The 24,653-nt window shown below is 41.2% G+C and carries 27 protein-coding genes; 9 read left to right on the plus strand and 18 right to left on the minus strand.

Going from position 1 to position 24,653, the window contains the following annotated elements:
• The first annotated feature begins 56 nt into the window (after nt 1-56).
• Both ACO05G_RS16125 and ACO05G_RS16130 read left to right on the plus strand, forming a co-directional pair.
• Nucleotides 57-596 (plus strand): TetR/AcrR family transcriptional regulator, encoded by a 540-nt coding sequence (locus ACO05G_RS16125; RefSeq protein WP_421763670.1) that lies wholly within the window; start codon nt 57-59, stop codon nt 594-596.
• A 2-nt stretch (nt 597-598) separates the two neighbouring features.
• Nucleotides 599-1,021, plus strand: coding sequence for a GNAT family N-acetyltransferase (locus ACO05G_RS16130; RefSeq protein WP_421763671.1), 423 nt, complete (start codon nt 599-601; stop codon nt 1,019-1,021).
• Nucleotides 1,022-1,040: 19 nt separating this feature from the next.
• Here the strand turns inward: ACO05G_RS16130 and mnmD are convergent, their stop codons facing one another.
• A complete protein-coding gene (gene mnmD / locus ACO05G_RS16135; RefSeq protein WP_421763672.1) occupies nt 1,041-1,706 on the minus strand; it encodes a tRNA (5-methylaminomethyl-2-thiouridine)(34)-methyltransferase MnmD in 666 nt (221 codons plus the stop codon).
• 29 nt (nt 1,707-1,735) lie between these two features.
• Between mnmD and ACO05G_RS16140 the strand changes: the two genes are divergently transcribed.
• On the plus strand, nt 1,736-2,233 hold the full coding sequence (locus ACO05G_RS16140; RefSeq protein WP_421763673.1) for a DinB family protein: 498 nt from the start codon (nt 1,736-1,738) through the stop codon (nt 2,231-2,233).
• An 18-nt stretch (nt 2,234-2,251) separates the two neighbouring features.
• Here the strand turns inward: ACO05G_RS16140 and ispF are convergent, their stop codons facing one another.
• The 14 genes from ispF to ACO05G_RS16210 all read right to left on the minus strand — a co-directional run bounded on the left by ispF (nt 2,252) and on the right by ACO05G_RS16210 (nt 15,707).
• The gene (gene ispF, locus ACO05G_RS16145; protein WP_421763674.1) at nt 2,252-2,776 is read right to left on the minus strand and encodes a 2-C-methyl-D-erythritol 2,4-cyclodiphosphate synthase; all 525 of its coding nucleotides are present in this window, start codon (nt 2,774-2,776) and stop codon (nt 2,252-2,254) included.
• A 123-nt stretch (nt 2,777-2,899) separates the two neighbouring features.
• A complete protein-coding gene (locus tag ACO05G_RS16150) occupies nt 2,900-3,730 on the minus strand; it encodes a DUF4349 domain-containing protein (RefSeq protein ID WP_421763675.1) in 831 nt (276 codons plus the stop codon).
• Between the two features lie 35 nt (nt 3,731-3,765).
• A complete protein-coding gene (locus ACO05G_RS16155) occupies nt 3,766-4,551 on the minus strand; it encodes an inositol monophosphatase family protein (protein WP_421763676.1) in 786 nt (261 codons plus the stop codon).
• Nucleotides 4,548-5,228 carry a 16S rRNA (cytidine(1402)-2'-O)-methyltransferase gene (gene rsmI, locus ACO05G_RS16160; protein WP_421763677.1) on the minus strand — a complete coding sequence of 227 codons (681 nt, stop codon included), beginning with the start codon at nt 5,226-5,228 and terminating at the stop codon, nt 4,548-4,550. The genes ACO05G_RS16155 and rsmI overlap by 4 nt, the downstream gene beginning before the upstream one ends.
• A gap of 181 nt (nt 5,229-5,409) precedes the next feature.
• Nucleotides 5,410-5,646 (minus strand): 4a-hydroxytetrahydrobiopterin dehydratase, encoded by a 237-nt coding sequence (locus tag ACO05G_RS16165; RefSeq protein WP_421763678.1) that lies wholly within the window; start codon nt 5,644-5,646, stop codon nt 5,410-5,412.
• 11 nt (nt 5,647-5,657) lie between these two features.
• Complete coding sequence (locus ACO05G_RS16170) at nt 5,658-5,918, minus strand: DUF493 family protein (RefSeq protein WP_421763679.1); 261 nt, start codon at nt 5,916-5,918, stop codon at nt 5,658-5,660.
• Nucleotides 5,919-6,006: 88 nt separating this feature from the next.
• Nucleotides 6,007-7,839, minus strand: a complete 1,833-nt coding sequence (locus ACO05G_RS16175; RefSeq protein ID WP_421763680.1) for a SurA N-terminal domain-containing protein — start codon at nt 7,837-7,839, stop codon at nt 6,007-6,009.
• A gap of 117 nt (nt 7,840-7,956) precedes the next feature.
• Nucleotides 7,957-8,886 carry a bile acid:sodium symporter family protein gene (locus ACO05G_RS16180; protein ID WP_421763681.1) on the minus strand — a complete coding sequence of 310 codons (930 nt, stop codon included), beginning with the start codon at nt 8,884-8,886 and terminating at the stop codon, nt 7,957-7,959.
• A gap of 75 nt (nt 8,887-8,961) precedes the next feature.
• Nucleotides 8,962-11,043 (minus strand): insulinase family protein, encoded by a 2,082-nt coding sequence (locus tag ACO05G_RS16185; RefSeq protein WP_421763682.1) that lies wholly within the window; start codon nt 11,041-11,043, stop codon nt 8,962-8,964.
• A 39-nt stretch (nt 11,044-11,082) separates the two neighbouring features.
• Nucleotides 11,083-12,393: a M16 family metallopeptidase gene (locus ACO05G_RS16190; protein ID WP_421763683.1), complete on the minus strand. Its 1,311-nt coding sequence runs from the start codon at nt 12,391-12,393 to the stop codon at nt 11,083-11,085.
• A 104-nt stretch (nt 12,394-12,497) separates the two neighbouring features.
• Nucleotides 12,498-13,322, minus strand: coding sequence for a hypothetical protein (locus tag ACO05G_RS16195; protein ID WP_421763684.1), 825 nt, complete (start codon nt 13,320-13,322; stop codon nt 12,498-12,500).
• A 47-nt stretch (nt 13,323-13,369) separates the two neighbouring features.
• Nucleotides 13,370-14,161, minus strand: a complete 792-nt coding sequence (locus tag ACO05G_RS16200; protein ID WP_421763685.1) for a DUF4097 family beta strand repeat-containing protein — start codon at nt 14,159-14,161, stop codon at nt 13,370-13,372.
• Nucleotides 14,162-14,178: 17 nt separating this feature from the next.
• Nucleotides 14,179-14,973, minus strand: coding sequence for a HEAT repeat domain-containing protein (locus ACO05G_RS16205; protein ID WP_421763686.1), 795 nt, complete (start codon nt 14,971-14,973; stop codon nt 14,179-14,181).
• 104 nt (nt 14,974-15,077) lie between these two features.
• Entirely contained in the window at nt 15,078-15,707 is a 630-nt protein-coding gene (locus tag ACO05G_RS16210; RefSeq protein ID WP_421763687.1) for an RNA polymerase sigma factor, read from the minus strand.
• 114 nt (nt 15,708-15,821) lie between these two features.
• Here ACO05G_RS16210 and ACO05G_RS16215 point away from each other — a divergent pair, with 114 nt between their 5' ends.
• The 4 genes from ACO05G_RS16215 to ACO05G_RS16230 all read left to right on the plus strand — a co-directional run bounded on the left by ACO05G_RS16215 (nt 15,822) and on the right by ACO05G_RS16230 (nt 22,017).
• Nucleotides 15,822-18,686, plus strand: a complete 2,865-nt coding sequence (locus ACO05G_RS16215) for an FAD-binding and (Fe-S)-binding domain-containing protein (RefSeq protein ID WP_421763688.1) — start codon at nt 15,822-15,824, stop codon at nt 18,684-18,686.
• Between the two features lie 75 nt (nt 18,687-18,761).
• On the plus strand, nt 18,762-20,432 hold the full coding sequence (locus ACO05G_RS16220) for a M1 family metallopeptidase (RefSeq protein WP_421763689.1): 1,671 nt from the start codon (nt 18,762-18,764) through the stop codon (nt 20,430-20,432).
• A 62-nt stretch (nt 20,433-20,494) separates the two neighbouring features.
• Nucleotides 20,495-21,313 carry a LytTR family transcriptional regulator DNA-binding domain-containing protein gene (locus ACO05G_RS16225; RefSeq protein WP_421763690.1) on the plus strand — a complete coding sequence of 273 codons (819 nt, stop codon included), beginning with the start codon at nt 20,495-20,497 and terminating at the stop codon, nt 21,311-21,313.
• A gap of 86 nt (nt 21,314-21,399) precedes the next feature.
• Nucleotides 21,400-22,017 (plus strand): DinB family protein, encoded by a 618-nt coding sequence (locus tag ACO05G_RS16230; RefSeq protein ID WP_421763691.1) that lies wholly within the window; start codon nt 21,400-21,402, stop codon nt 22,015-22,017.
• A gap of 109 nt (nt 22,018-22,126) precedes the next feature.
• On the opposite strand, the gene ACO05G_RS16235 is transcribed toward ACO05G_RS16230, so the two are convergent.
• Nucleotides 22,127-22,915, minus strand: a complete 789-nt coding sequence (locus ACO05G_RS16235) for a PhzF family phenazine biosynthesis protein (protein WP_421763692.1) — start codon at nt 22,913-22,915, stop codon at nt 22,127-22,129.
• Nucleotides 22,916-23,032: 117 nt separating this feature from the next.
• On the opposite strand from ACO05G_RS16235, the gene ACO05G_RS16240 reads away from it, so the two are divergent.
• Nucleotides 23,033-23,215, plus strand: a complete 183-nt coding sequence (locus ACO05G_RS16240; RefSeq protein ID WP_421763693.1) for a hypothetical protein — start codon at nt 23,033-23,035, stop codon at nt 23,213-23,215.
• Here ACO05G_RS16240 and ACO05G_RS16245 read toward each other — a convergent pair whose 3' ends face one another.
• Nucleotides 23,216-23,617 carry a hypothetical protein gene (locus tag ACO05G_RS16245; RefSeq protein WP_421763694.1) on the minus strand — a complete coding sequence of 134 codons (402 nt, stop codon included), beginning with the start codon at nt 23,615-23,617 and terminating at the stop codon, nt 23,216-23,218.
• A 142-nt stretch (nt 23,618-23,759) separates the two neighbouring features.
• Nucleotides 23,760-24,062, minus strand: coding sequence for a GIY-YIG nuclease family protein (locus tag ACO05G_RS16250; RefSeq protein ID WP_421763695.1), 303 nt, complete (start codon nt 24,060-24,062; stop codon nt 23,760-23,762).
• Between the two features lie 156 nt (nt 24,063-24,218).
• Between ACO05G_RS16250 and ACO05G_RS16255 the strand changes: the two genes are divergently transcribed.
• Complete coding sequence (locus ACO05G_RS16255) at nt 24,219-24,653, plus strand: YHS domain-containing (seleno)protein (RefSeq protein WP_421763696.1); 435 nt, start codon at nt 24,219-24,221, stop codon at nt 24,651-24,653.

Raw genomic sequence — 24,653 nt, forward strand, 5'->3', positions numbered from 1 at the left:
CTATTCTCTTTTTAATTAAATTTTTTGTTTATATTTACAAACCGAACGGTCGGTTTATGAATAAAAGACAACAGGTAATTAACGCTGCAACTACTTTGTTCAGTGAAAAAGGATTTGAAAAGACCTCCATGAATGACATTTGTCTTTTGGCAAATGTCTCCAAAGGGTTAGTGTACCATCACTTCGCCTCGAAAAACGAAATATTGGTGGAGATTTTTCAGATGACTACTCAACGGATGAAAAACATGAGCTCCTCAAATCTCAACATTACTCCTTCAGAACGACTAGTCACTTTAATTGACACAATTTTTACTCAATTGGAAAAAGACAAGTCTACTTTTAAGTTCAACCTGAACATCATGTTTCAACCATCCACGAGGGAGCTACTTAGTTCCCAATTAAAGGAGCGATCGGATGCCCTGTTTGGATCGATCAAAGAAGTCTTTGATCAAGTCGACGGTGAAAACAGCACCACATTGAGCTTTATGTTCATCGCTGAATTGGATGGTGTAGCAATTGATTATTTATCAGTCTTTGAAGACTACCCGCTCGAAGCAATCAAACAAAAATTAATATCAAAATATCAGAGTATTTAAAAATGATTAGAAAATATAAAGAACCCGAAATCCCAACATTAATGACTATTTGGGAAGAGGCAACTTCACTTGCCCATCCATTTCTAAGTGATGAATTCAGTGCCATGATAAAGCTGATGATGACTGAAAAATACCTCCCTGATTCGGACACCTGGGTTTATGAGGAATCTGATAAAATCAGAGGCTTCATTTCTATGATGGGCAATGAAATTGGTGGCCTATTTGTAGATCCAACCTACCAATCTAAAGGGGTCGGCACTTCCTTGGTCAATTACATGGAGCAGTTTCATAAAAGCCTGGAGGTGGAGGTTTTTCAGGAAAATAAGATAGGTAGACCTTTTTATGAAAAATCTGGTTTTACAATCATCAATGAATATTACATGGAAGAAGCTAATCAGACCGTGTTAAGGATGAAGAGGGCTTAGCCAAGACATGTCTATTGTTCTAATTAGACTTCAAACCTCGCACCATCTCCTTCTTCCCCATCGCTCCCTGAAGCGTTTCTACTTCAAACCCTGCTACCAAAAGATTACGCTTGAATTGCCCTTGAGCACAGTAGGTGGTGAGCACTCCTCCTTTTTCAAGCAGCGAGAAACATTTCTTAAGGTTCTCCAATGACCAGACATCCGGCTGTTTGCTGGGTGCAAATGCATCAAAATAGATAATGTCGTAGGGATTTGAAGCGCTAAAGTCTTCCAGTTTAGTAGCACTTTTTACTAGCGTGAAATTAGGAGATAGATTTACCTCTTCTTCCCATTTAGCGTCATGAATACTTAAAAGCAATTCTCGTTCCGCATCTGATTGATAAAAATTCAGGTTTTCATAAATATCCTTCCCGATTGGAATAGGTTCCAATGAAGTGAAATGGACTTTGAACTCTTTAGCATCTGCAAATTGTGCAGTCAAAAAAGCATTTAATCCGGTACCAAGCCCAACTTCCAAAATTCTGACTTCCTGTGATTCATTATGAGATAACCAATGCTCCAGTCCTTCTTTGATAAAGACATGGAGGGACTCACCCTTCGCTCCTCTTGTGGAGTGGTAGGTCTCATTTAGTTCATCATCAAACAAACTATGCGAACCGTCTTCCGTAGTGATTATCTTGATCATGTCCTATCTTAATAATTAAAATTGATGCAATGGAAATATATGATGGTCAGTCCTTTGTCAAATACCTGGACAAAGTAAAAGCAAGAACCTCAAGATTGTTTGACTTTATACCTGAAGATAAGATAGAGTGGACTTATCAGAATGGAAAATTCACCATTGGGGATCAGATAAGGCACCTTGCAGCAATTGAACGCTTCATGTATGTAGAGAATGTCCAACTAAAGCCTTCAAAATATCAGGGATGTGGAATTGATTTAGCTGATGGAAAGGAAGCAGCTGTTCAATTCTACATTCAAATGCAAAAGGAATCGAGAACCGTATTTGAACGCTTGAGGCATGAAGACATGCTCAAGAAGTGCAAAACCCCTGGTGGTGTTGAGATTACTGTTTGGAAATGGTTGCGAGCTTTGATTGAGCACGAGGTTCATCATCGAGGACAGCTTTATATGTACCTGGCCATATTAGGAATAAAAACTCCCCCACTTTATGGGCTTACATCCGAGGAGGTCATTTCAAGGTCAGTGTGAGTGTCAGATTAATACCTCTTATAAGCCTTGATACGTTGGTGTACCTTTCCCATCGGGTTCTTTATAAATCAATACGGTAGCATGGGCCGCAACACCGTCTTCTTTTCCCACAAACCCGAGCTTTTCTGTGGTTGTAGCTTTAATAGAGATGTCCTCTTCCTCGATTCCCATTACCTCAGAAAGTACTTGCTTCATTTCAGGGATGTGAGGATTCAGTTTGGGCATCTCAAGGCAAACGGTAGAATCGATGTTTCCTACTTTATAATCTTTTTCACCGATGATTTTGATGACATCCTTCAGTAAAATTTTGCTATCGATCCCTTTGTATTTGGGGTCTTTATCTGAAAAATGAAAGCCAATGTCTCGCATATTAGCAGCGCCTAATAGTGCATCACAAATGACATGAATTAGGACATCCGCATCGGAGTGTCCATAGGCTCCATGGGTATGGGGTATCTTGATTCCTCCAATCCAGAAATCCACGCCTTCAGCCAGGGCGTGTACATCGTATCCGTAACCGACGCGTATGTTGGGTTTGCTCATCCAACAAAAGTAGATACATTCTGAATAACACCCCTATAATCCCCTCAAGGGGATATTCCCCCTTTGAAGGCGGTCCGACGTTTCGGGGGGGTGCTGAATGTGTGAAGGCAGGGGGGTGTTTTACTATTTCTTACGAGCTCTAACCTTTCTCACCACCCAAACGACTCCTATTGCCAGTAAGCCAAAGGGCCAAAGAGCTAATGTGTAAACCAGGAAGGTGAGGAATCCTTGCCACCCGGCGGTAATGGAGTTAACCAAACGAGTGCCAAAGCCAGGTCGCTGCTCCTGATCCAATTCATACGGGATCAATTCGTAGAATGAAACATCTATAGTGCTAAAATTGATGCGGTGACTCAGTAATTTAAACTGCCCCTGAAGTGATTCTATTTCACCGCGAACCTGATTGAGATTTCTTTCCACTTCCAGTATATCCCGAACATTATTAGCTTTCTGGAGGATTTCCTGATAGCGTTCTTCCAATTTCTTCTTGTTTGCAATCCGGGATTGCAAATCATCATACCGATCGGTCACATCGTCAGTGTTTACCCATCGGTTATCCAGCTTTCTGTCTTTGGTAAGATCATTGATCAACGGATCAAAATTTTGAGGGGGCACTTTGATGCTCACATTGTAGTTGATCCGATCGTATCCTTTGTTTTCGTTTTCCGAGGAGATATAAGCATCGTACTGATCGAGCAGCTTGTTGATACGCTGGTACTCCTTTTTAGTGCTTTCCACACTGTAGGAGAGACCACCAGTTTTGATGACTTTCTTTTCTATTTCAGAATCTTGCTGTGACTGATTAGATACTTTTCGCAAACTAGAAGTACTTGCATCGGATTCTGACATCTCCATAATTGGAGCTGCTTCCATATCTGCTATCGTAGAACTGGATCCCCCATTGCCACCACATGCAGCCATAAGGAATATCATGAGAATAGTGAGAGTCTTCATAGGATTAAATTTAGCTCATCTAATCAACAAGAATCTTACCAGTATTTCTTAATTACATGCAAAAGCTGGGGGTGCACCGCCCCACCGGCAACAATCTCTCGGCCGAAAATGTAGTCATCTCCACCTTTGAAGTCAGTGACTTTACCGCCAGCCTCCTGCACAAGAATAACTCCTCCGGCGATATCGTATGAGTTAAGGTTGTACTCGAAATACCCACCATACCTTCCACATGCAACGTACGCCATGTCAGCTGCTGCACTTCCCATTCGTCGGAGACCCTGAGTAGATTCCATCAACTGATGAAGAATTTTTAAGTACTCATCCAATCGTTCAAATTCGTAATATGGAAATCCGGTAGCCAGAACGGTATCGGAAAATGATTTGGCTTGAGATACCCGAATCGGCTGCTTATTCAGGTAGGCACCACCATTTTTCCATGCATAGAAGCATTCATCATTTGCAACCTCGTAAACTACCCCTGAGACAATCTTACCTTCGTGCATTAAGCCAATACTCACGCAATAATTGGGGATTCCATGCACAAAGTTCGTTGTACCATCAAGTGGATCAATGATCCAGGTAAACTCTTTTTGTCCCTGTTTGGTGGTTTCTTCTTCTGTAATAAACCCTGCTTCGGGCAGTACCTTTTCCAGTCCTGAAATAATCTGTTTTTCAGACTCTTTATCCACGTAAGAGACCAGGTCACTATCCCCTTTAAATTCCACCTCATCATAGGAAAATCGTTTCCGTTCCTGCCGAATAAACGCACCGGTTTCCAACGCAATTTGGGCTACTTTCTCGGTAATTTTTTCAAGGTTCATTTTGCTCCTTCCAGTACAATTACGAACTCTCCTTTGATGCTCTTTGTACTAAAATAGGTAAGTACATCACTGATGCTGCCGGTAACTGTCTCTTCAAACTTCTTTGTTAACTCTCTGGAAACTGAAACGTTTCGATCCCCCAAAATTTCTTTGAATTGTTGGAGTGTCTTTAACAGCCGATGCGGAGATTCATAGTAGACGGCAGTCCTGCTTTCCTCCTTCATTGTCTCTATTCGTGTCTGTCTCCCTTTTTTATGAGGTAGGAATCCTTCAAAAACGAATCGCTCACATGAAAACCCTGACTTTATCAATGCCGGGACAAACGCTGTAGCTCCGGGCAATGAATCAACAAGGATCTCATTTGCGAGTGCTTCCCGAACCAACAAAAACCCCGGATCCGAAATCCCGGGTGTTCCTGCATCCGATATCTGAGCAATCGACTTGCCTTCTTTCAGCTTTGCGATAGCTTCCTCCACTTTCTTATGTTCATTGTGAGCGTGGAAACTTTGCGCTGGTGTGCCTATCTGATAATGCTTGAGTAGGAATCCGGACGTTCGCGTATCCTCAGCCAGAATGAGGTCCACATTTTTAAGTACTTCCACTGCCCGATAGGTCATATCTGCCAGGTTCCCAATTGGAGTAGGGACAAGGTACAGCTTTCCGGGTTCGATGGTCATAGGGCTAAGTTAGATTTTTAACCACAAAGGACATAAAGAGACGCTATCAAAGAGACCTTATAGTAAGATCTAAGCCTTCCTTTGTCATTTCGAACCGACATAGGAGGGAGAAATCTTTGCATTCAGGTTTAAGGATTTCTCGTCGTTGCACTTCCCTCGAAATGACATTAAATTTAATTGTTTAAGAAACCAACCCATCAATCGCTTCTGCCAGTTTATGATCTTTCTCGGTCACTATATCTCCGGCATCATGGGTATTGAGTTCGAAACTCACCCTATTGTAAACATTGCTCCAATTGGGATGATGATTTTGCTTTTCAGCGATGATCGCTACCCGACTCATAAAGCCAAATGCTTCTACAAAATCTTTAAACTCGAACGTCTTTTTCAGTATGTTATTTTCTTCTTTCCAGCTCATAACTTTTGAATTTATAGTGCAATTATTCCCTCGATCTTGTTCGCCTCCTTGTAGACTTCCACTACGTCCTGGCTACTCTCCATTTTCCTGGTCAAAGTCACACTCACATACTTATTTCCGGAGCTCGGCTTGAGCTTTATGTCTGCATCAGGCACAAGGGATTCTACTTTTGATTGATGCTCAGGTTTCACAATGAATTTGAACGTATAATTTTCGGGGAATTGATGCGTCCCCTCCAACTTCTCTAAAAATGATTTCTCATCCCAGCTCATAGCTACAATTTAATTAAAGTGTACAGTCATATAAAAAAAAAGCCATCCTGATCGTTCAGAATGGCTCTTAATTTTTAAAATCTTTTGTTTAGAAAAACTTGTATCTCATATCCTCGATCTCAGCAAATTCTTTAATTGCCTGATCAATTTTTCTCGGTACAAATAATCTAAAGTACGAAAGCGGGAAGTCAGCCACCATTGCATTTTGACCTAATCGCTGACGTGACACTTGCAACGCATATGACGAATAATCAGCCACATCAGCCGGAATATCTTTTGTGAGAAGCTTCACAACAATGACACCATCCTGAAGGCCAAATGCGTTAGTCATTTCTTCTTCTTCTAGAGCAAATGCTAAGCCGATGGCTTCCGGTGCATAACCAACACCCGTAATACTATTTGAAAACAGCTGAAAGTCTGCAGATCCGGTTTTCGCACCATCACCGTAGGCAATCGCCATGGATTCTACATCAGAAGCGTCGAGTCCACCAAGTGCATTCATGATAGTCTCAGCTTTCTTTTCGTTTCTTACTTTTCGCTCAACCTGATTTTTCACTTCATCAAGATTTGCTACTCCTTCTTCCTGCTCTGCAGTCATGGCAGCAACTACATATAGGTCTCCGATTTCTTTCACTTCAGAAACCGCACCAGTCGACGCATCATTGTACAACCAGAGCACCAGACTTCTTGCCTCAACCATTGAACCAACTCGCTGTGCATTTTTCCCAATTCGGTTAGCTTGTCTAACATTCAGGCTCTGCTCTTCTGCAAGCCTTCTGAATTCTTCCACGTTTCCGGCTGATGCTGCAAAAAGATCTGCCTGACGGTATACTTCATTGATTGTCTCGTCAGATGTGAAGAATTCTTTCTTCATTTTAGCCACTCGGTAAAGCACGCTATCAGCGGTGATTTCGTCTTTTCTTGACAGCTTGTAGAATTCGTAAGATCCGTTTACAATTTCAGGTTCAGATACAAATCCAACCTCCTGACCTTGCAAAGAAGCAGGTAGATTATCTTCATAATAGGTAATGAATGGGTATGGATCATCAGAATTAATGCTAACGAAGCTGGAATCGTTTGATGCCTGAGCAAGCGATTGCTTAAACGCTACTACCTCATCAGCAACTACTGCAGAGTCAACACTCGATGGAACTATGTTAAAGACCACATATTCCATATTTCGAGTTTCGTCACGCTGAAATTCAGACTCATGGCTATCTAAATAGGCTTGTAGCTCGCTATCGGTAACCGTGATCGAAGAATCGCTTATGCTAAGAAATGGTACATACATGTAATCAACAGAAGCACTTGCATTCTGACTTACGTACTCATCTTTCGCCTCGTATTTCGTTACGTAGTTTGTTTTGGTGAATAGGTTCGCATATTTCTCCAGCTTTCTGCTAGGTACGAGCGACTGCTCGAATGCGATCCACGAATTTCGTTGTTGTGGTTGTGCCTGCTGAAGGCTTCCAAGAAATGCGGTCACATTTTCTTTTTGGAAAATGCCGGTTTGAGGATCTGCAAAAAACTGTTGTATTTGAGGGCTGATATTACTCCCCTGAACCATGTCAACAAGTTCTGAATTGGTAACTACGATTCCCAATTCATCAAACTGCTGCTCGTAAGCATATTGAAGGATCAATCCGTTCCAGGCTTGATTTCTGATCTGGTCAGTTTCTTGCTGTAAAGGATTTCTTCCAGTATTAATTGCAAAGTTGTAAGACAACTCATCTACTTTATTTTGAAACTGGGCGTTGGAAATACTTTGTCCTGCTATCTCTCCTATGTCCGGGTTATCGCCTCCTCCCAAAATAGATGAGTTTCCAATTAAATCCGTGCCAATGAATGCTACCATGGTGACCATGATTGCTCCCACCACGATCTTACCCATCTTGTTTCTCAAAATTCCTATTAGTGCCATATTCTTCTAAATGCTCTTTAAATAAGGTCGGCAAAAATAAGGAAATAATTTGCTATTGGCTATTCGCAAGAAATATTCAGCAAATCCACTTAATGTCTTGATTATCATATAACTTAATCAACCATTGGAATCTACGACTGCAGATGGTGATAATTGGGCATTTCTGTTCCAAAAGTAGGCCAGACTGAGCCCTGAAAGAATGTGCCAGATTCCCCACCATGCTGCGACGATGGCCATCCCTCCGAGTCCTTGAAAAAAACTAAATATTAAAATCAGACCCAGACCAGAGTTCTGAATGCCGGTTTCAACCGCGATTGACCTTCTGTCCTGCTGATCTAAACCAAAAAGTTTAGCTATTTGATACCCTGCAGTAAGCGCGGTTGCATTGTGAAGCAATACCAGAAAAATAACCAGATGGATGTATTGTAGAAATAAATCAAAATTGGCACTAAAAGCCATGATAACTATGGCTGCAAAGATGGCAATCGATCCATAATGCATGAATGGATGCAACTTATCAGCTAAAGCAGGTTTCCATTTCCGCAAAAGCATACCGGCAACTATTGGAATAAGTAATAGTGTGGTTATGGTTTTCAACAATTGCCAGAAATCCAAGCTCACTTCAGTTAAGATCTCTGCAGTAGGTGCATACACCCCTGCCCAAAAAGTCAGGTTGATAGGTGTCATAAAAATGGCGAGCGTGCTGGATACGGCAGTAAGGCTCACGGATAAGGCTGTATTGCCTCGTGCCATGGCTGTCATAAAGTTTGAAATATTGCCTCCGGGACAAGCCGCCACCAGCATCATACCCAGAGCAAAACTGGGACGAGGCTCAATAACAAGAATAAGAAGATATGTTAATGCCGGAAGTATTAGGAATTGTGAAAGAATACCTGCAATAGCAGATTTTGGATTTTTAATGACTCGAATGAAATCTTCAACGCGAAGATTAATGGCCACTCCAAACATGATGAACCCAAGGCTAAGGTTTAGGTAGAAGAGGTTCGCTTCACTAAAATTGAGCCGGACTTGATCAATTGCTTCCATGCACAAGCAAGATAGAAATAAACAAGCCTGGTCACAACGCATGGCCAGGCTTGTTCTTATTTTATGAATCCGGCACTAAAAGATTCGGAAAAAGAAGTCTGTTACCTCTATATTAATCTCTATGCTGGTAACGACTGTGCTGTATGTCCCATAAAGCATCGATTTCTCAACAGAGATTTTATGTGGAAACATGATTCCTTCTACTTTCTTATAGTTTTCATAGGTAATTGTTCCCTTAAAAGGTGATTTTTCCTTAATGAGTAATCCGCTTTGTGCGTCATAATACTTTGTAACTCGATCACCGGATGGTGTCAGTATTTGTACTTTGTAACAGGCTTTTCCATTCACTTCTTCTACATCCTTGAGCTTAGTCTTAAATTTCCATCCCGGATCGCCGTAGAATACTTCCTCATGTATTCTGCTAGCATACCTCATCTTAGTAATTGTAGTAAGATCCAGTGGACGAGGACCATCTTGCGTAACCATAGAAGCCTTTTCACCATTAATTATGGTTCTAAAGACCATCTTTTCTCCATTGATCAATGAATTGGTAGCCTTATTGGGGCCCTTTCTAATCAAATTGAATTCGCCACTTGAAGAAGAACATTTCATCACCAAAGTATTAATGGCTCTAACTTTGTCACTCCCTCCAATGGCTTTGATGTAATTGGCAATAACTTCTTCAGGAGTGGTATCATCAACAGAAAGGGTTGAAAGATCCACCGTTTCAATAACTTCTCCTTCTTTGTCATAATTGACTATTTCACCAAATTCCGTCAAGCCATCAGCAATCTCTTCTCCTTTACCAACAATTACAATATTTGCCTGCTCAGGCTTAATATATTTCTGTGCTGAAGCCTGGATATCATCGACCGTGATATCTTTCAGTCGTTGAAGATAGGTTTGATAATAGTCATCCGGCAGATCATATCTGGCTGTGTTTATTGCAAAGTTGGCAATGGTCTGCGGGCTTTCGAGCGATCGGGCAAAACTTCCTGCTACTTTATTGATGGTAAAATCAAGTTCTTCCTGCGGTACAGGTTCATCTCTAATTTTTTCCATCTCATTAAAGAATTCAGTAAGCGCTTCTGTGGTCACTTCGTTTCTTACACTTGCTGACGCGCTGAAAGATCCTACATACTCATCGCTACTCAACCTGGAGTATGCACCGTAAGTATAGCCTTTATCTTCCCTCAAGTTATTAAAGAGTCTGGCGTTTCCTCCTCCTAGAATTGAGTTCATAACGCTTGCAGTTAATGCTTCATCTGTACCTGGTTTTAGGTCATTTATCGGATAGGTGATATCAATAACTGATTGTTCAGATTGCTCTCTATCTACAAGTAAAATCTTATTTTCAGACGGTACTACTCCACCATCAACGTCCGTATTGCTATTCAACTCACCTTTTTCCCAGTCTGCAAAGTATTTGTTCGCCGCTTCCTTGGCTTCATCCAATGAAATATTTCCTACCATTACCAGATAGCCAGCGTTTGGCTTATAGTATTTTTGGTAATGTTCTACACATTTTTCTTTGTCAATATTACTAATAGTAGTAGCTGTCGTCTGCTCCCCGTAAGGATGCTCCCGCGTGTAATTTGCACTTCTAACTACCTTATTTGAAATCACATTAGGATCATCCGAGTTGGCTAATAGATTAGACATTCTCCTCTTTTTTATTTTATCCAGCTTATCGGTCGGAAAGCTTGGGTTCAATAAAACATCCGACATAATTTCTAGTAGGTTATCCTGATACTTCTTCAAAGAACTTCCAAAAATTCCGCCATCATAGCTTTGTAAGTTTGCTCCAATGAAGTCAATTTCATCTTCTATGTCTGTTGCGCTTCTGCTTTTCGTGCCATTTTCCAATAGTTCTCCGGTTATGGCTCCAACTCCTGCTAAATCACCCTCCATTAGGGGCCCGTTCTTGAGTAGGGAAAGCTGAAAGGAAACTCTTACGGCATCCTTATCTTCTACGACGAAGACTTCCAGGCCATTGGGTAAGGTGAAAGAATCATAGGATCCTATTTCTATTTTTTTAGCCGGGGCTGGATCGGGGGCTTTGCTCCGATCAAAGACTTTAATTGTTTGTTCCGGATTTTGCGCAAAAGAGGTCGCAGCAAATCCTATAAGTACGATTATGCTTAAAATATTTTTCATAATGTTTGATTTTTTTGGTGAAATGAGACCATTGCGTTTTTAGTATCCCGGTACATAGTACAATCGCACTCTATTGTCCGGCACAAAATATTTGTTTGCAACACGCATAAGGTCTTCTCGAGTCACACTCATGTACCTATCTATCTCTGTATTGATGAGGTTTGCATCACCATAGTAGGTATGGTAATTGGCCAAAGCCTCCGCAATCCCCGCTACCGTGCTGAATGAACTCAGCTTCTGATTTTCAATCTGATTTCTTAATTTTTGAAATTCCTTTTCCGAAATCAATTGCTTTCTCACCTTCTCATATTCGGCATCTACAGCATCATTCAGATCATCTACATCTACCCCTCTTGACGCAATACAAAACGTAATCGATAGACCAGGGTCTTCAAAGGATAGTGGAATTACCTGAGCTTGCACAGATTTTTCCTGCTCCTCAACAACAGATCTATAAATACGTGAGCTCTTTCCATTAGACAACAAGTTGGTAAGCATCTCTACAGCATAATAGTCTTCTGATCCCTGTTCAGGAATTCTGAAAGCATGGACAACAGCTGGTAAAAAGATTTTATCATTTACTGTGGCCTTTACTTCTTTATTCAATGAGGCTTCCTCAATAGTTGGCCTTGGAATATCTCCTCCTCGTGGTATTTCACCAAAATACTGCTGAATCAGCTTTTTCGTATTCTCTATGTCAATATCACCAGCAATCGAAAGCGTTGCATTATTCGGTACATAGAATGTTTTATAAAATTCGGCGAACTCTTCCTTCTTAGCAGAATTTAAGTGCGAAAGTGATCCAATTGTGGTCCATTGATATGGATGATCTTTATAGGCTCTTTTTAATACTTCTTCTAAAATGCTTCCATAAGGAGTGTTATCTACTCTTTGCCTTCTTTCTTCCTTGACTACTTCTCTTTGTGTTTCGATTCCTTCATCATCGATCTTGGCATGCAAAAGTCTTTCCGACTCTAACCAAAGGCCCATTTCAAGTTGATTGGATGGTAGTAGCTCGTAGTAAAACGTGCGATCCGCTGATGTATTTGCGTTATACGTTCCTCCTGCATTTTGAACATACTTGGCAAATTCTCCACGCTCTATGTTTTCGCTCCCTTCAAATAAAAGGTGTTCAAAAAAGTGTGCAAAGCCCGTGCGTTTTGGATCTTCGTTTTTCGAACCCACATGATATAGCATGGTCACTGCCACAACTGGGGTTTTGTTTTTCTGGTGTAGAATCACATGGAGTCCATTGTCCAGATCATATTCTACAAATTCAATGCTCTTTTGCTGGGCACACAGCTGGTATGCCAACAAAAAGATTGTTGTGATTAGGGTAATTCTCTTCATACTTGGTTTGTAATAATCCTCAAATTAAAGGAAAACCAAGCAGTTAGGTCATATAGGGCTTTGAAAAAAAAGAATTCCCCACCAGGAAGGTGGGGACGTTAGAATTACTTCTTTCTTATAATAATATCACCATGCATATTCTTAAACGTATACTCAGGGCCTCCTCCATTAATGGCTCCAAAGACCCAGGAGTTAATGGATACTTTGTACTTACCATCGTCAGACTTAACCTCTGGTTTGGACCGGTCTACAGTCATGTCATAGTCAGTAAATATTTCTCCACGATCAGATCTCATTTTAGCAGTGGCTTTTATGCCTGGAGGAAACGTTACATCCACATTTCCATGGAGTGTAACAAATGACATTGGCTCATTAGGTGTCACTTTTAGGAAATTGACAATGATGTCTCCATGAACCGTATTCGATACGATAGATCCACTCATGTTTTTTAACATCAGGGGGCCATGTACAGCTGAAATCTCATGGGTTCCACTTACTCCGGTCACATCTACCTGGCCATGTACTGTGGAAATCTCCAGATCAAAATTTGCAGGTACTTTGATGGTCAAATTGATAGGCTTTTTCCATGAGTTGGTTTCTACTTTCACCCGGTTATTGTTTTCAGAAGCACTTAGCTCAATTGGGCTTGAAGCGATCCTTTTCATTCCGGATGGAACAGATCTATCATCTCTGTCATCATCATCACAGCTTGCGCAATCATCATCTTTTGATTTAGTACTCGCTTCGGCCTCAATGATTACTTCCTTGCCATCATAGGCCTCAACCATGATGTCACCTCTGACAAGGCCCACTTCCAGTTTCCCTTTGTTGCCAGGAGAACTGAGTGGAATTGCAATACGTTCGTTGAAATCCTGCGCCCAAACACTTGCTGAGGCTACAAGAAATAATATAATTAATAGCTTTTTCATTGTTTCTATATTTAGTTGCACACTTATGTGCGGTTATTCAGTTTTTTTTAAATACACATTTCCATTGATGCTCCGGAACCTATTTCAACTCCGGTTTTTGTCCCTATCTTAAATTTTCCATTGCTTTCACTTTTTTCGACTTTAGGGCTCATGCGCTGGTAGTCAAAAGAGGTATATAAGTCTCCATGCATGGAGTTGAAATAAACTTTAGCACTAAAGTTTTCAGGTAGTTCAAAATTGAAATCGCCGTTTACAGTATGAAAATCAACAGGATTTTTTGGACTTTCTAAAAAATTTATGGTTACATCTCCATTTACTGTTGATGCCTGAAGTACCTGACGAGCGTTTTTGATCTCAACCTCGCCATTGACATTGCACGTTTTGACCGGTCCATCAATGTCTTTCACAAAAACATCTCCATTGTTGATTGTTTTTGCCTCGAGACTGACAGCTTTGGGTACTTTGAGTTTGTACTGATATTTGAAAGCATATTTTGGGTAGTCGTGCATATCATAACCCGTGTGATTTCCCCACCGGTATTTTTTAATGAATGGCGCTTTGGTATAAAACACCAGAGAATCATGTGCGAACAATTCGCCGAGTTCGAGTTCACTTTTAGCTTCCGCCAATAATTCATCCGTACCCGCAGACATTTCGATGACTAAGCTGAGATATACTTTGTTGTCACCTGATGCCTCTATCTCTACATCACCATTAATGTTGTTGACAATTACAGCCATTTGGCTTGGATTCTCTATGGTGTATTCTTTATTGATCTCTACCTTGCCCTCCTTGAGGTCGGGATTGATCAGCATTATGAGTATAAATAATAAGTTCATTAGTCCGTTGTTTGAGTTTATGTGTTTTTGAGTGTTTGAATGCTTTCCTGAAGCTTTTCCTTCACTATTTCATCCTTGGTAGTCTCTTTCAAATCCTCCATTGCTTCTACCGATGAATCCTCCTGTATCGCAACCAATACATCCGCTATGGCAACCAAAATCAAAGGAGACTCCTGTATTTTGAGGGCATCCACGAGTGCATGCCTAACCTCTGGTAGATCTGCGTATCTAACCAGAGACTCCAGAGATGCTAATCGCACGTTTAGATTATCATCGTGATTTAGGGTTGAAATCAAGGCACTAATCACTTTTTCGTCCGCCTTCGGAAGTTCAGCTGCCATATTCACCGCCCGAATTCGTTCCTGCGCTTTTGGCTGTTCAATGAGTGTCAGCATCATCATTTCCTTCATGCTCTGGATTTCATTGCTTAGTTGAGCTATGTCTTCTTTCTGATTTTGTGATGGTAGCATCCACCATCCAATAAAAAGTCCCATTACTAAAGACGCTAATCCTACCTGCCAGCTCCTGGTCATTCGCTCTACAATCCAATCAAGGACATTCGGTCGAACCTCATTCTGCTTCTCTGTGTAAGCGGCCATCATTCCTTCAAACCTTGCATCCATCGATGCTGAAGGTTCCGGCCGTTCTATTTCCTCGAACAAATCCCAGGTTTGTTGAAGATCCGATAGCTCTGAAGCCATCTCAGGGTTTGCTTCAAGGAACTGCATCAAAGCTTTTTCCTCATTCTCGCTGATGTTTCCGGCTACTTTATCCTGCCACAACTCCTCCGCTTTTTTCTTATTTATCTTCATTTCTATCTCTTTTTTGAGATTTAAAATTTACTTCTTCAAACATCCCCTTGCCTCCTCAAGTCCTTCGCACCTCCGAATCGTCGGACCGCCTTCAAAGGGGAAATTCACACATCCATTTTTATATAGGATTCCCGTAATTCTTTTAATATTCGATGCACACGAACTTTGATTGCACTTTCAGTCACTCCAAGCATCTCCGCCACCTTGGCGTATTTCACCTTTTGAAACCGCACCAGTTCAATGAGTTCTCTCTTTTCATCTGAAAGGCTGGCCAAAGCTTTCTTCAGGTAATTCAATTCATCTGATCGTTCCATTTCAACTTCCTGATTTTTGTTTTCACTCAATCGTTCTTCATAAGGATTCATGTCTTCATGAAAGGCATATCGCTTATTTTTTCTGTAGTGATCGTGATGAACATTTCGTGCCATCTGAAAGGCCCACACTTCAAAATCACCACTTTCTTTATAGGTGTGCTTATACTTCAAAATCCGCATAAACACGTTTTGAACCAGATCTTCACTGGTAGCCCCATCATTGGTCATTCCGTAGAAGAAACCAAAAAATCTTCGACTATATCGCTTATAAAGCAGGTTGAGTTTTTCTACCTCGCCCTCTTTTACTTTCAACATCAAACTGTGGTCTTCCAGTAGGTTCATTCGGTGCATTCTATCGGGGAAACTGAGGTAATTTCGGAAGGTTACATTTGGATCGGAAATTTTCTTTAGAATCGTCATTCCGGTTTTCGAGGCATGAGAAATACCGGAATCTTTTGATAAAGATTCCTGAACTCCGTTCTACTACGTCAGGAATGACGCTAGAAATTAGAAAATCTCAGCTAGGTTTGAACCATGAACTTCACTGCTTTAAAAAAGGGGTTAGATGGGGACCTCCATACCGGAGAAGCCATTCGACGCATCTATGCTACCGATGCATCTGCTTATCGTGAAGTTCCGGTAGCCGTGGCTCTTCCAAAAAATGATGATGACCTGAAAAAGTTGATTCACTTCGCAAGAGAAAATCAAACCTCACTTATACCCCGTACTGCAGGCACCTCCCTTGCCGGGCAGGTAGTAGGAGGAGGTATTGTAGTAGATGTGTCTAAACATTTCACTAAAATTCTGGAAGTCAGTCTTGAGGAAGAATACGTTTGGGTACAGCCGGGAATTGTACGCGATGAACTAAACCGGGAGCTATCAAAGCATGGCTACTTCTTTGCTCCGGAAACCTCCACTGCCAATCGGGCCATGATTGGAGGAATGATTGGGAATAATAGCTGTGGTTCTAACTCAGTCGTCTATGGAAGTACCCGAGAACACCTGCTGGAAGTGAAGGCTTTGTTATCTGATGGATCGCATGCTCATTTTAAAGAAACTGATAATCTAAGTGGTTCCTCTGAACATGAAACTCAGGTTTATAAAAACATATCTGAAATTCTCCATGATAAAGAACATGTTGAGCGGATCAAAAAAGAATTTCCCAAACCTAACATTCCCAGAAGAAACACAGGCTATGCCCTAGACATGTTAGCGCGCATGCAACCATTTAATCCCGACGGAAAACCTTTCAATTTCTGTTCGCTGATTGCTGGGTCTGAAGGCACCCTTGCGTTTGTTACAGCTGCCAAGCTGAAGATCACCAAAATACCTGAAGGACATAAAAGGCTTGTTTGTGTCCATACTAAAACCATTGATGATGCGCTAAAAGCAAATCTGATCGCTTTAAATTATCAGCCTTACGCCTGTGAGCTAATGGATCATTACATTTTGGAAGCTACAGCCCGGAATAAAGAACAGGCTGCAAATAGATTCTTTGTTGAAGGTGAGCCAAAAGCCATTTTGGTAATTGAGTTGATTGGCGATACGGAAAAGGAGGTCGACATCCGGATACTTAATTTTCTCACAGAGCTGGGCAAGCAGCGGCTGGGATATGCTTTTCCAATTATTAAAGGAGACAATATCTCAAAAGTCTGGTCTTTGCGAAAGGCTGGTCTTGGCCTCTTGTCCAATATCCCGGGCGATACTAAGCCTGCTCCGGTTATTGAAGATACGGCGGTAGATGTAAAGGATCTTCCAAATTACATAGGAGATTTCAACAAAATCTTGCACACGCATGGGTTGTATAGTGTTCATTATGCACATGCCGGTTCCGGCGAATTGCACCTTCGCCCGTACCTGAACCTTAAAACCGAAGAAGGTATCAAGCTTTTCCGGACCGTCGCAGAGGAAATCGCTGATTTGGTTAAGAAATACAACGGCTCGCTTTCCGGGGAGCATGGTGATGGTCGTTTACGAGGCGAGTTTATTCCTCGAATGATTGGAGATGAAAATTATCAGCTTCTTAAGAAGGTAAAAAAAGCATGGGACCCGGATAATATCTTCAATCCGGGTAAAATAGTAGATACCGCTCCCATGGACACTTCATTAAGATACGAGAAGAATCAGGACACGCCTGATTTTGGAACTTTGTTGGACTTCTCAAAGGATGAAGGCATTGTACGTTCGGCAGAACTTTGTAACGGGTCTGGGGATTGCCGAAAGTCAGAACTTACTGGAGGAACGATGTGTCCGAGCTATCAAGGCACACGAGATGAAAAGGACACTACACGAGCACGAGCCAACATTCTTCGCGAGATGCTCACTCAATCCAAGAAAACTAACCCATTCACACAACCTGAAATCCAAGAGGTGATGGATCTTTGTTTATCATGCAAAGGCTGTAAGCGAGAGTGCCCATCCAATGTAGACATGGGCAAACTCAAAGCGGAGTGGCAATATCAATCGATGAAGGAAAAGGGTGTATCGTTTCGAACGAAGATGATTGCAAACTATGCGAAAAGCATGGAACGCTTTGAGATAGCACCCTGGGCGTATAACCTGACACGTAATCTTTCAAAACCAGTGTTGGGATTTGCATCCAAGCGATCAATCCCTAAGATGGCCAATCAAACCCTCCGCTCCTGGTTTGATACCAAATTTCATTCGCTTCACAGGGAATCAAAAAAGACGGTTTACTTCTTTTTTGATGAATTCACCAATTACCTGGATGTAGAAATTGGCAAAAAGGCAATCATGCTCCTGGACCGGATGGGGTATGAAGTGAGAGCGGCTAATCATGCCATCAGCGGACGAGCTTATTTATCGAAAGGAATGTTAGAGGAGGCGAAAGCACTGGCTCAGGAAAACGTGAATCTATTCCACAGTTTGTTGAAAAAAGATATCTGCCTGGTGGGAATAGAACCCTCCGCTATCCTGACATTTCGGGATGAATATCCGGACTTGCTGAGAGGCAAGGAAAAAGAAAAGGCAGAGAAGGTGGCTGACAAAACTTTCACCATTGAAGAGTTTTTAGCCAAAGAACTTGATGCTGGTAATCTGAAATCTGAAGACTTTCCACGCAAGAAACAAAAGGTGCTGGTGCATGGCCATTGCCACCAAAAAGCGCTTTCATCCATGACACCTACCATGAAAATTTTAAAGGCTTCCGAAGGTTTTGATGTGCAAATGATTCCAAGTGGATGCTGTGGCATGGCCGGTTCATTTGGCTATGAAAAAGAACATTTTGATGTCTCAATGAAAATTGGTGAACTGGTACTTTTTCCTAGAGTTCGAAAGGCAGATGAAGACACCATCATTCTGGCATCAGGTACATCCTGTCGTCACCAGATTTGGGATGGTACCGGGAAGGTTGCGAGGCACATTGTGGAGGTTTTGTAGGTGATATGCTTGCTCTTAATGTGAGCACTTATTTCGAGAAACAGTAAATTGCTTGATTTGAACCATAGGGCCAAAATGAAAAAGCTACTTCTTCTAATAATTGTATCCTTGATCGCCGGTTCATGTAGATACAAACCCTTTGTTAAGTATTATTTCCCCAATAAGAAAGAAGGTTTTCCAAGATTTTCGAAGCTTGACTACCTCCAAGGCGAGACCAATAACTTAAGGGCCTACGATATTACCACTTATGATTGGTATGTCAAAGTAGACCCAGAAAAGGAGCGAATTGCAGGACTTATGACAATTGAGTTTGAGATGGAAATGCAACAGGATTCCATCCTGATAGATTTGCACAGTAAACTGAAAGTAGACAACATTGAAAGCTCCTTTCCAATAAAAAACTGGAAGCACAGAAAAGACTTGCTCTACATCGTCTACTCAGAACCGGTCGAAAAAGGAGTCACCGGTTCCATTAATATAGCCTACCATGGCAAGCCTGCAAACATATCAAATGAGGGGCCTATTCAATGGCGCACCGACAGCAATGGCAATCCTTGGATATCTACACAAACTGAGGGAATCGGAGCACATTATATGATGCCGTGTAAAGAACTATTATATGACGAACCGGAGCAGTGCTTCATACGCGTGGAAGTTCCAGGCTCACTGGTTGTAGCGGCAAATGGCACACTCGATAGTGTTACCACCAAAGGAGAAAATCGGGTTTATCATCATTCGGTGCTTAACCCCATCAACATTTATAACATTTCGTTCAACATTGGCGATTATGAAAAAATAACATTCCCTTATACAGACATCAATGGTGAGGAACAGGAAATTCAGGTCTTTGCCCTTAGTCATCAAATAGATACGGCACGGTCTTTCTACTCGCAAGCCCCTCTGCATGTAAAAGAACTTGAAAAGTTATACGGCTCCTTCCCTTGGTGGAGAGACGGTTGTAAAATCGTGCAAACCACGCTCGGGGGATCAGCAATGGAGCATCAGTCAGCAATCTCCATGGGCTCCTATTTTTACAATGATTATGCACCACCCAAATATTCATTAAAAGTTAATACGACATTGATTCATGAACTAGCCCATGAATGGTGGGGCAACCTACTCACTGGAAATGACTACTGCGATATGTGGTTACATGAGGGTTTGGCTACATATGCAGAGGCTTTGGTCATAGAGCAGCTATACCAACCCAACTATTATGGACATTACATGTGGCTGCTTTCCTTAAATGTGGCAAATGAACGTCCAATTTTAAAACCATGTGGCGTTCGGTACAATAGCTGGGTAAGTCCTAAAGATGGGGATATTTACTATAAAGGGGCACTTTTGCTTCATACTTTGAGAATGCAAATAGGTGATGATGAAGCTTTTTTCTCGATTTTAAAAGGTGCGTTAACCACATTCGCGAAACAAAACATCACAACAGGTACCTTCATTAACTATTTCAATGAAATGTCAAAAAAAGACTATAGTCCATTGTTTGAGGTTTATTTAGAGGAAAAATCTCCTCCGGTTCTTTTGTACTCATATGATTCAACTCAATCGACTCTAAGTTTTAAATGGAAAACCGGATTTCCGGATAATTTTCCTTTCAAAGTTGTGGCGACTCTAAGTAATGACAAAATAGCTTTGACCCCTACAAATTCACTGCAACAAATCGAAATGAAAAGTATGCCAATATTCAAAATTGGAGATTTTGGATATGTCCTCACCGAGGAACTTGAGTGATGCATAATCCACTCATGTAAAAATCATAGTTGGCAGCCTCAAATAATGGTTAAATTCATATTATGACGATTGCCATTTCAAATCAGAAAATCAAGGTTAGCGATAATGCGGTCAGAAGGAGTTTGATGGTGCTCTTAGCGTTCATCATGACACATCTCATTACTTATCAGAAGCTCCCATTCTCGCCCGACTACCGATTTCCTATTATTCCATTCTCTATATTCCTGATTTATGGATTGTTTATCTGCGAGACCAATACCTGGAACTATAGGAGGCTTTCAAAAAAAGTCAAACTTGGCTATGATCTCAATTCTGTGCTACTGATCATCAGAACAAACCTGCTTTATTGCACATTTATATTCACGATTCTTAGTCTGTTGCAAATGCTGATCTTTCAATACGTGATGAACCCATTCCGATTTGTTGGATTGCTTGGTGTTTGTATGATGATATCATTAATCGAAACGGGTGTATTTGTTTTACGAGGCTATGCAAGAGGCAATGGCACGCTCACCTTTAATAAGCTTGCCTCTTCAGCAAAAAGTCTCTCAATTGTTCGTAATGGAGAATTACGAACGATAGCTGAGGAGGAAATCTCATGTTTTGTTCATCAAAACGGATGTGTATTCCTGATTGATAAAGAAGGCAATAAACTCATCACCCAATATGAATCACTCAGTGAAGTGGAAGAAAAACTGTCTCACTTATTTTTTCGAGCCAATCGGCAAACCATTATTTCAAGATCGGCGATACAATCCTTACAGAAGGATGTAAACAATAAACTCAGGGTGCAATTGACCCACATTCAGGATTGCATTACTGTCAGTCGCTACAAAAGCCGCGAGTTAAAAACCTGGTTTAATGCTGACCATTCAGCCTGAAAACTCTGACCATTCAACTTTCTTGATACAGTTTTCATAGTCTCACCAATCAGCTTGTCGTTAGGATTGGCTAAAAATCAAATACTATGAAAAAATTATTAAGCACAACCATACTGATGGCCATTTGGGTAATAGGGTCGTCCTTTACATTAAAGGAGGGTGATCTGACAAAGGAAGACCGCAAGTACATTAACGACTACTTAAAGCAATCACAGAAAGAGCTTTTCACCAGAATTAAAAACCTGAGTCAAGAACAATGGACCTTCAAAGCAACGGAAACGTCCTGGTCGCCAGCAGAAATCTGTGAACACATCTTTAAAGCGGAGAGTAGCCTCATCAGCAGAGCTGATGCAATGGACACCACCATCTGGAGCCCTAGAGGAGAAGATTATGTACAGGAGAAGGTTCAATACGTTATAGACTTTCTTCAAAACCGTGAGCGTAAATTCAATGCCCCGGAACGACTGCAGCCGGAAAGCCAATTCAGCACACCTAAAGCGTTCATTAGTGAATTCAAACAGAAGCGTGGGGAATCCATTACTTATGTCAATGAGGTGGAAAAGCCCCTAAAAGGATATTATAAGGATTTTGGTCCACTGGGAGAAATCAGTGGATATCACTGGCTAATATTTATCAGTGCGCATACGCAAAGACACATAAAGCAGCTGGATGAAGTGCTTGAAAATCCAGACTTTCCAATTTGAGTTTATAGTAGAGTAGTTCATACGTTATGACGAGATCACGAAGCAGTTCATGAAAAAAGATCGCTTCACCTGCCTTTGGGCAGGTTCGTTGTGACGGTAAAATCACTTGCTAAATTTCGATCTCTCCTTTCATGTAGGTCACAGCATTCCCTGCAATAAGTACCCTTTCGCCAAGATCAGTACAGTGCAGATATCCTTTACGTTCTGATAGCTGATATGCAATCATTTCCTTTTTACCTAGTTTTTCTGACCAGTATGGAATGAGTGAACAATGCGAGGAACCAGTTACAGGATCTTCGAATAATGCTCCTCCCGGAAAGAAGAATCGTGAAACAAAGTCTACTCCATCGCCCTTCGCCGTGCAAATGACTCCACCTTTCTCAAAGTGCTCAGGACTCAACAACGTTTCATTTACTTTAAGCGCGCGCACATCTGCCTCACTATCATACACGAGTACCCAATCTCTGGATTTAAGCACCTCTTTGGGTGTCAAAGAAAACGCCTCCATCAATCCCTCTTTCATTTCCGCCTTCTCTGGATTTCTTGATGGAAAATCCAATTGAAGTAGGTGATCTTTTCTTTTCACGATCAAAGGTCCACTCATGGTCTCAAAATCAATTTGATCTTTTGTATACCCCAGGTGATTATATATCACATGAGCGGAAGCAAGCGTTGCATGTCCACAGAGGTCAATTTCAAATTCCGGTGTAAACCATCTCAGCTCAAAAAAATCTCCCTGATTCTGAAAAAAGGCAGTTTCCGAAAGGTTGTTTTCAATAGCGATTTTTTGTAGGACATCATCCATCGGCCACTCATCTCCAATTGGAACTATGGCTGCCGGGTTCCCGGCAAATAGATGATCAGTAAACGCGTCGACTTGATAGATTGGTAGCTTCATGTACTAAATATACAAAAGATAAAGAGGCTTTTTCGTACTAAAACGGACGATTTTGCACGTGATATTGTTCACATTCGATCAGATAACCACCCTGTTAGCCTAAACGTAAAACCCTGTATGAAACTACTACTTTGGTTTATCCTGTTGGTGATTTGCTGGCCATTAGCACTGGCAATCCTTTTATTCTATCCGATTATTTGGTTGGTGTTACTTCCATTCCGAATTCTCGGTTTTGCAGTTGAGGGAGTGTTCGCATTTATAAGGGCGCTGTTTATGCTGCCGGCGAGGGTGTTGAGTTAATCAGCCTCTCATTATCGAAATGGAGAGTGATATCAGAGAAATGATGAGTGAAATAATTGCAATAGTGGTAGCTATTTTGAACTTTCTATTTTCCTTTTTTAGATCCGCCAAAACAGAGGCCATGAGCGGAAACTGAACACAATGCCTTTCATTTCCAAGTCCCAATAGAAAAAAATCCACTCTCACTCCATTATCTTGCTTATACCCATACTTCTGATTAAGATGGTAATACAGTCTTCCGAATACAATGTCTTCATCAACCCCAAGCTTATTTGCAATCTTCTCTACATCGATAGGAACATGAATTTTATTTCTTCTACTTTCTTCTTTGTAGCTCCTAAATTCATCGTAATAAGATGAATAAATCTCAGAAAGAATCTGTAAATCGGTAGGAACTTTCATAGTTAAATATACCCAATTCCCGTTTTTTGGAATAGATCCTTCGCTGTGGCTCAGGATGACACTTCGATTTAAATTCAGTGCTAATGATTAATAAATCGCTATTATCTGGGTTCCGTGCTGTCATGCTGACGCAGGAAGCATCTCAATCAACCTCATCATTTAAGAATCTCCAATCGGGATTTATTGAATTGATCAAATCTTCTTTCTTAAAGCGCTTCCACCCTTTAATCTCTTTCTCTCTCTCAATGGCATGATTTACATATTGATGCCTTTCCCAATAAACCAGGAAATGGCAATTGTATTTACCCGCGAAAGTTTTCTTTTTATTCATTGCATCTTCAAGATGTTGTCCAAGTCTTGCTCTTAAATCATTAGTCATTCCCGTATATAGGACTTTCTTCGATTTGTTGGTAGTTATGTAAACGAAATAGTTGTGGTTCTTCACTAACTAAAGATAAAGAGATCCTTCGCTGTAGCTCAAGATGACATTTCAATTCTGTCATGCTGAGGAACGAAGCATCTCTCACAAAACCGGTGACTTCCAGCTGACAAACGGCATTGCCTACACAATCCTTCTTTAAAAAAGATCGTAATAGCTGATATGAAAACATTCGCATCCACATTTCTATTTCTTGCCAGTATCATTGCATTCGCACAGAAAAGTCCCATCTACTCCACAAAAGATGGAGCGATAAAGGGATACGACCCTGTAGCCTATTTCGTGAAGGGTGAACCTGTTAAGGGAATAGCAGCATATACTTTGAAATGGAAGGAAGCCGACTGGTATTTCAGTTCACAAGAAAACCTAGAAACCTTTAAAGCGAACCCGGAAAAGTATGCGCCTCAGTTTGGTGGATTCTGTGCCTTCGGTGTTTCAAAAGGTAGCCTTTACAAGATAGAACCTGACGCATGGAAAATAGTAGGAGGCAAACTCTACCTCAACTACAGCAAGGGCATCCAAAAGAAGTGGGAAGCAGACCAGACAAATTTTATCAAGCAAGCGGAGATAAACTGGCCAAAAGTTATTGATAATTGA

The sequence above is a fragment of the Ekhidna sp. genome (genome assembly GCF_965227465.1).
Classification (GTDB): Bacteria; Bacteroidota; Bacteroidia; order Cytophagales; family Cyclobacteriaceae; genus Ekhidna.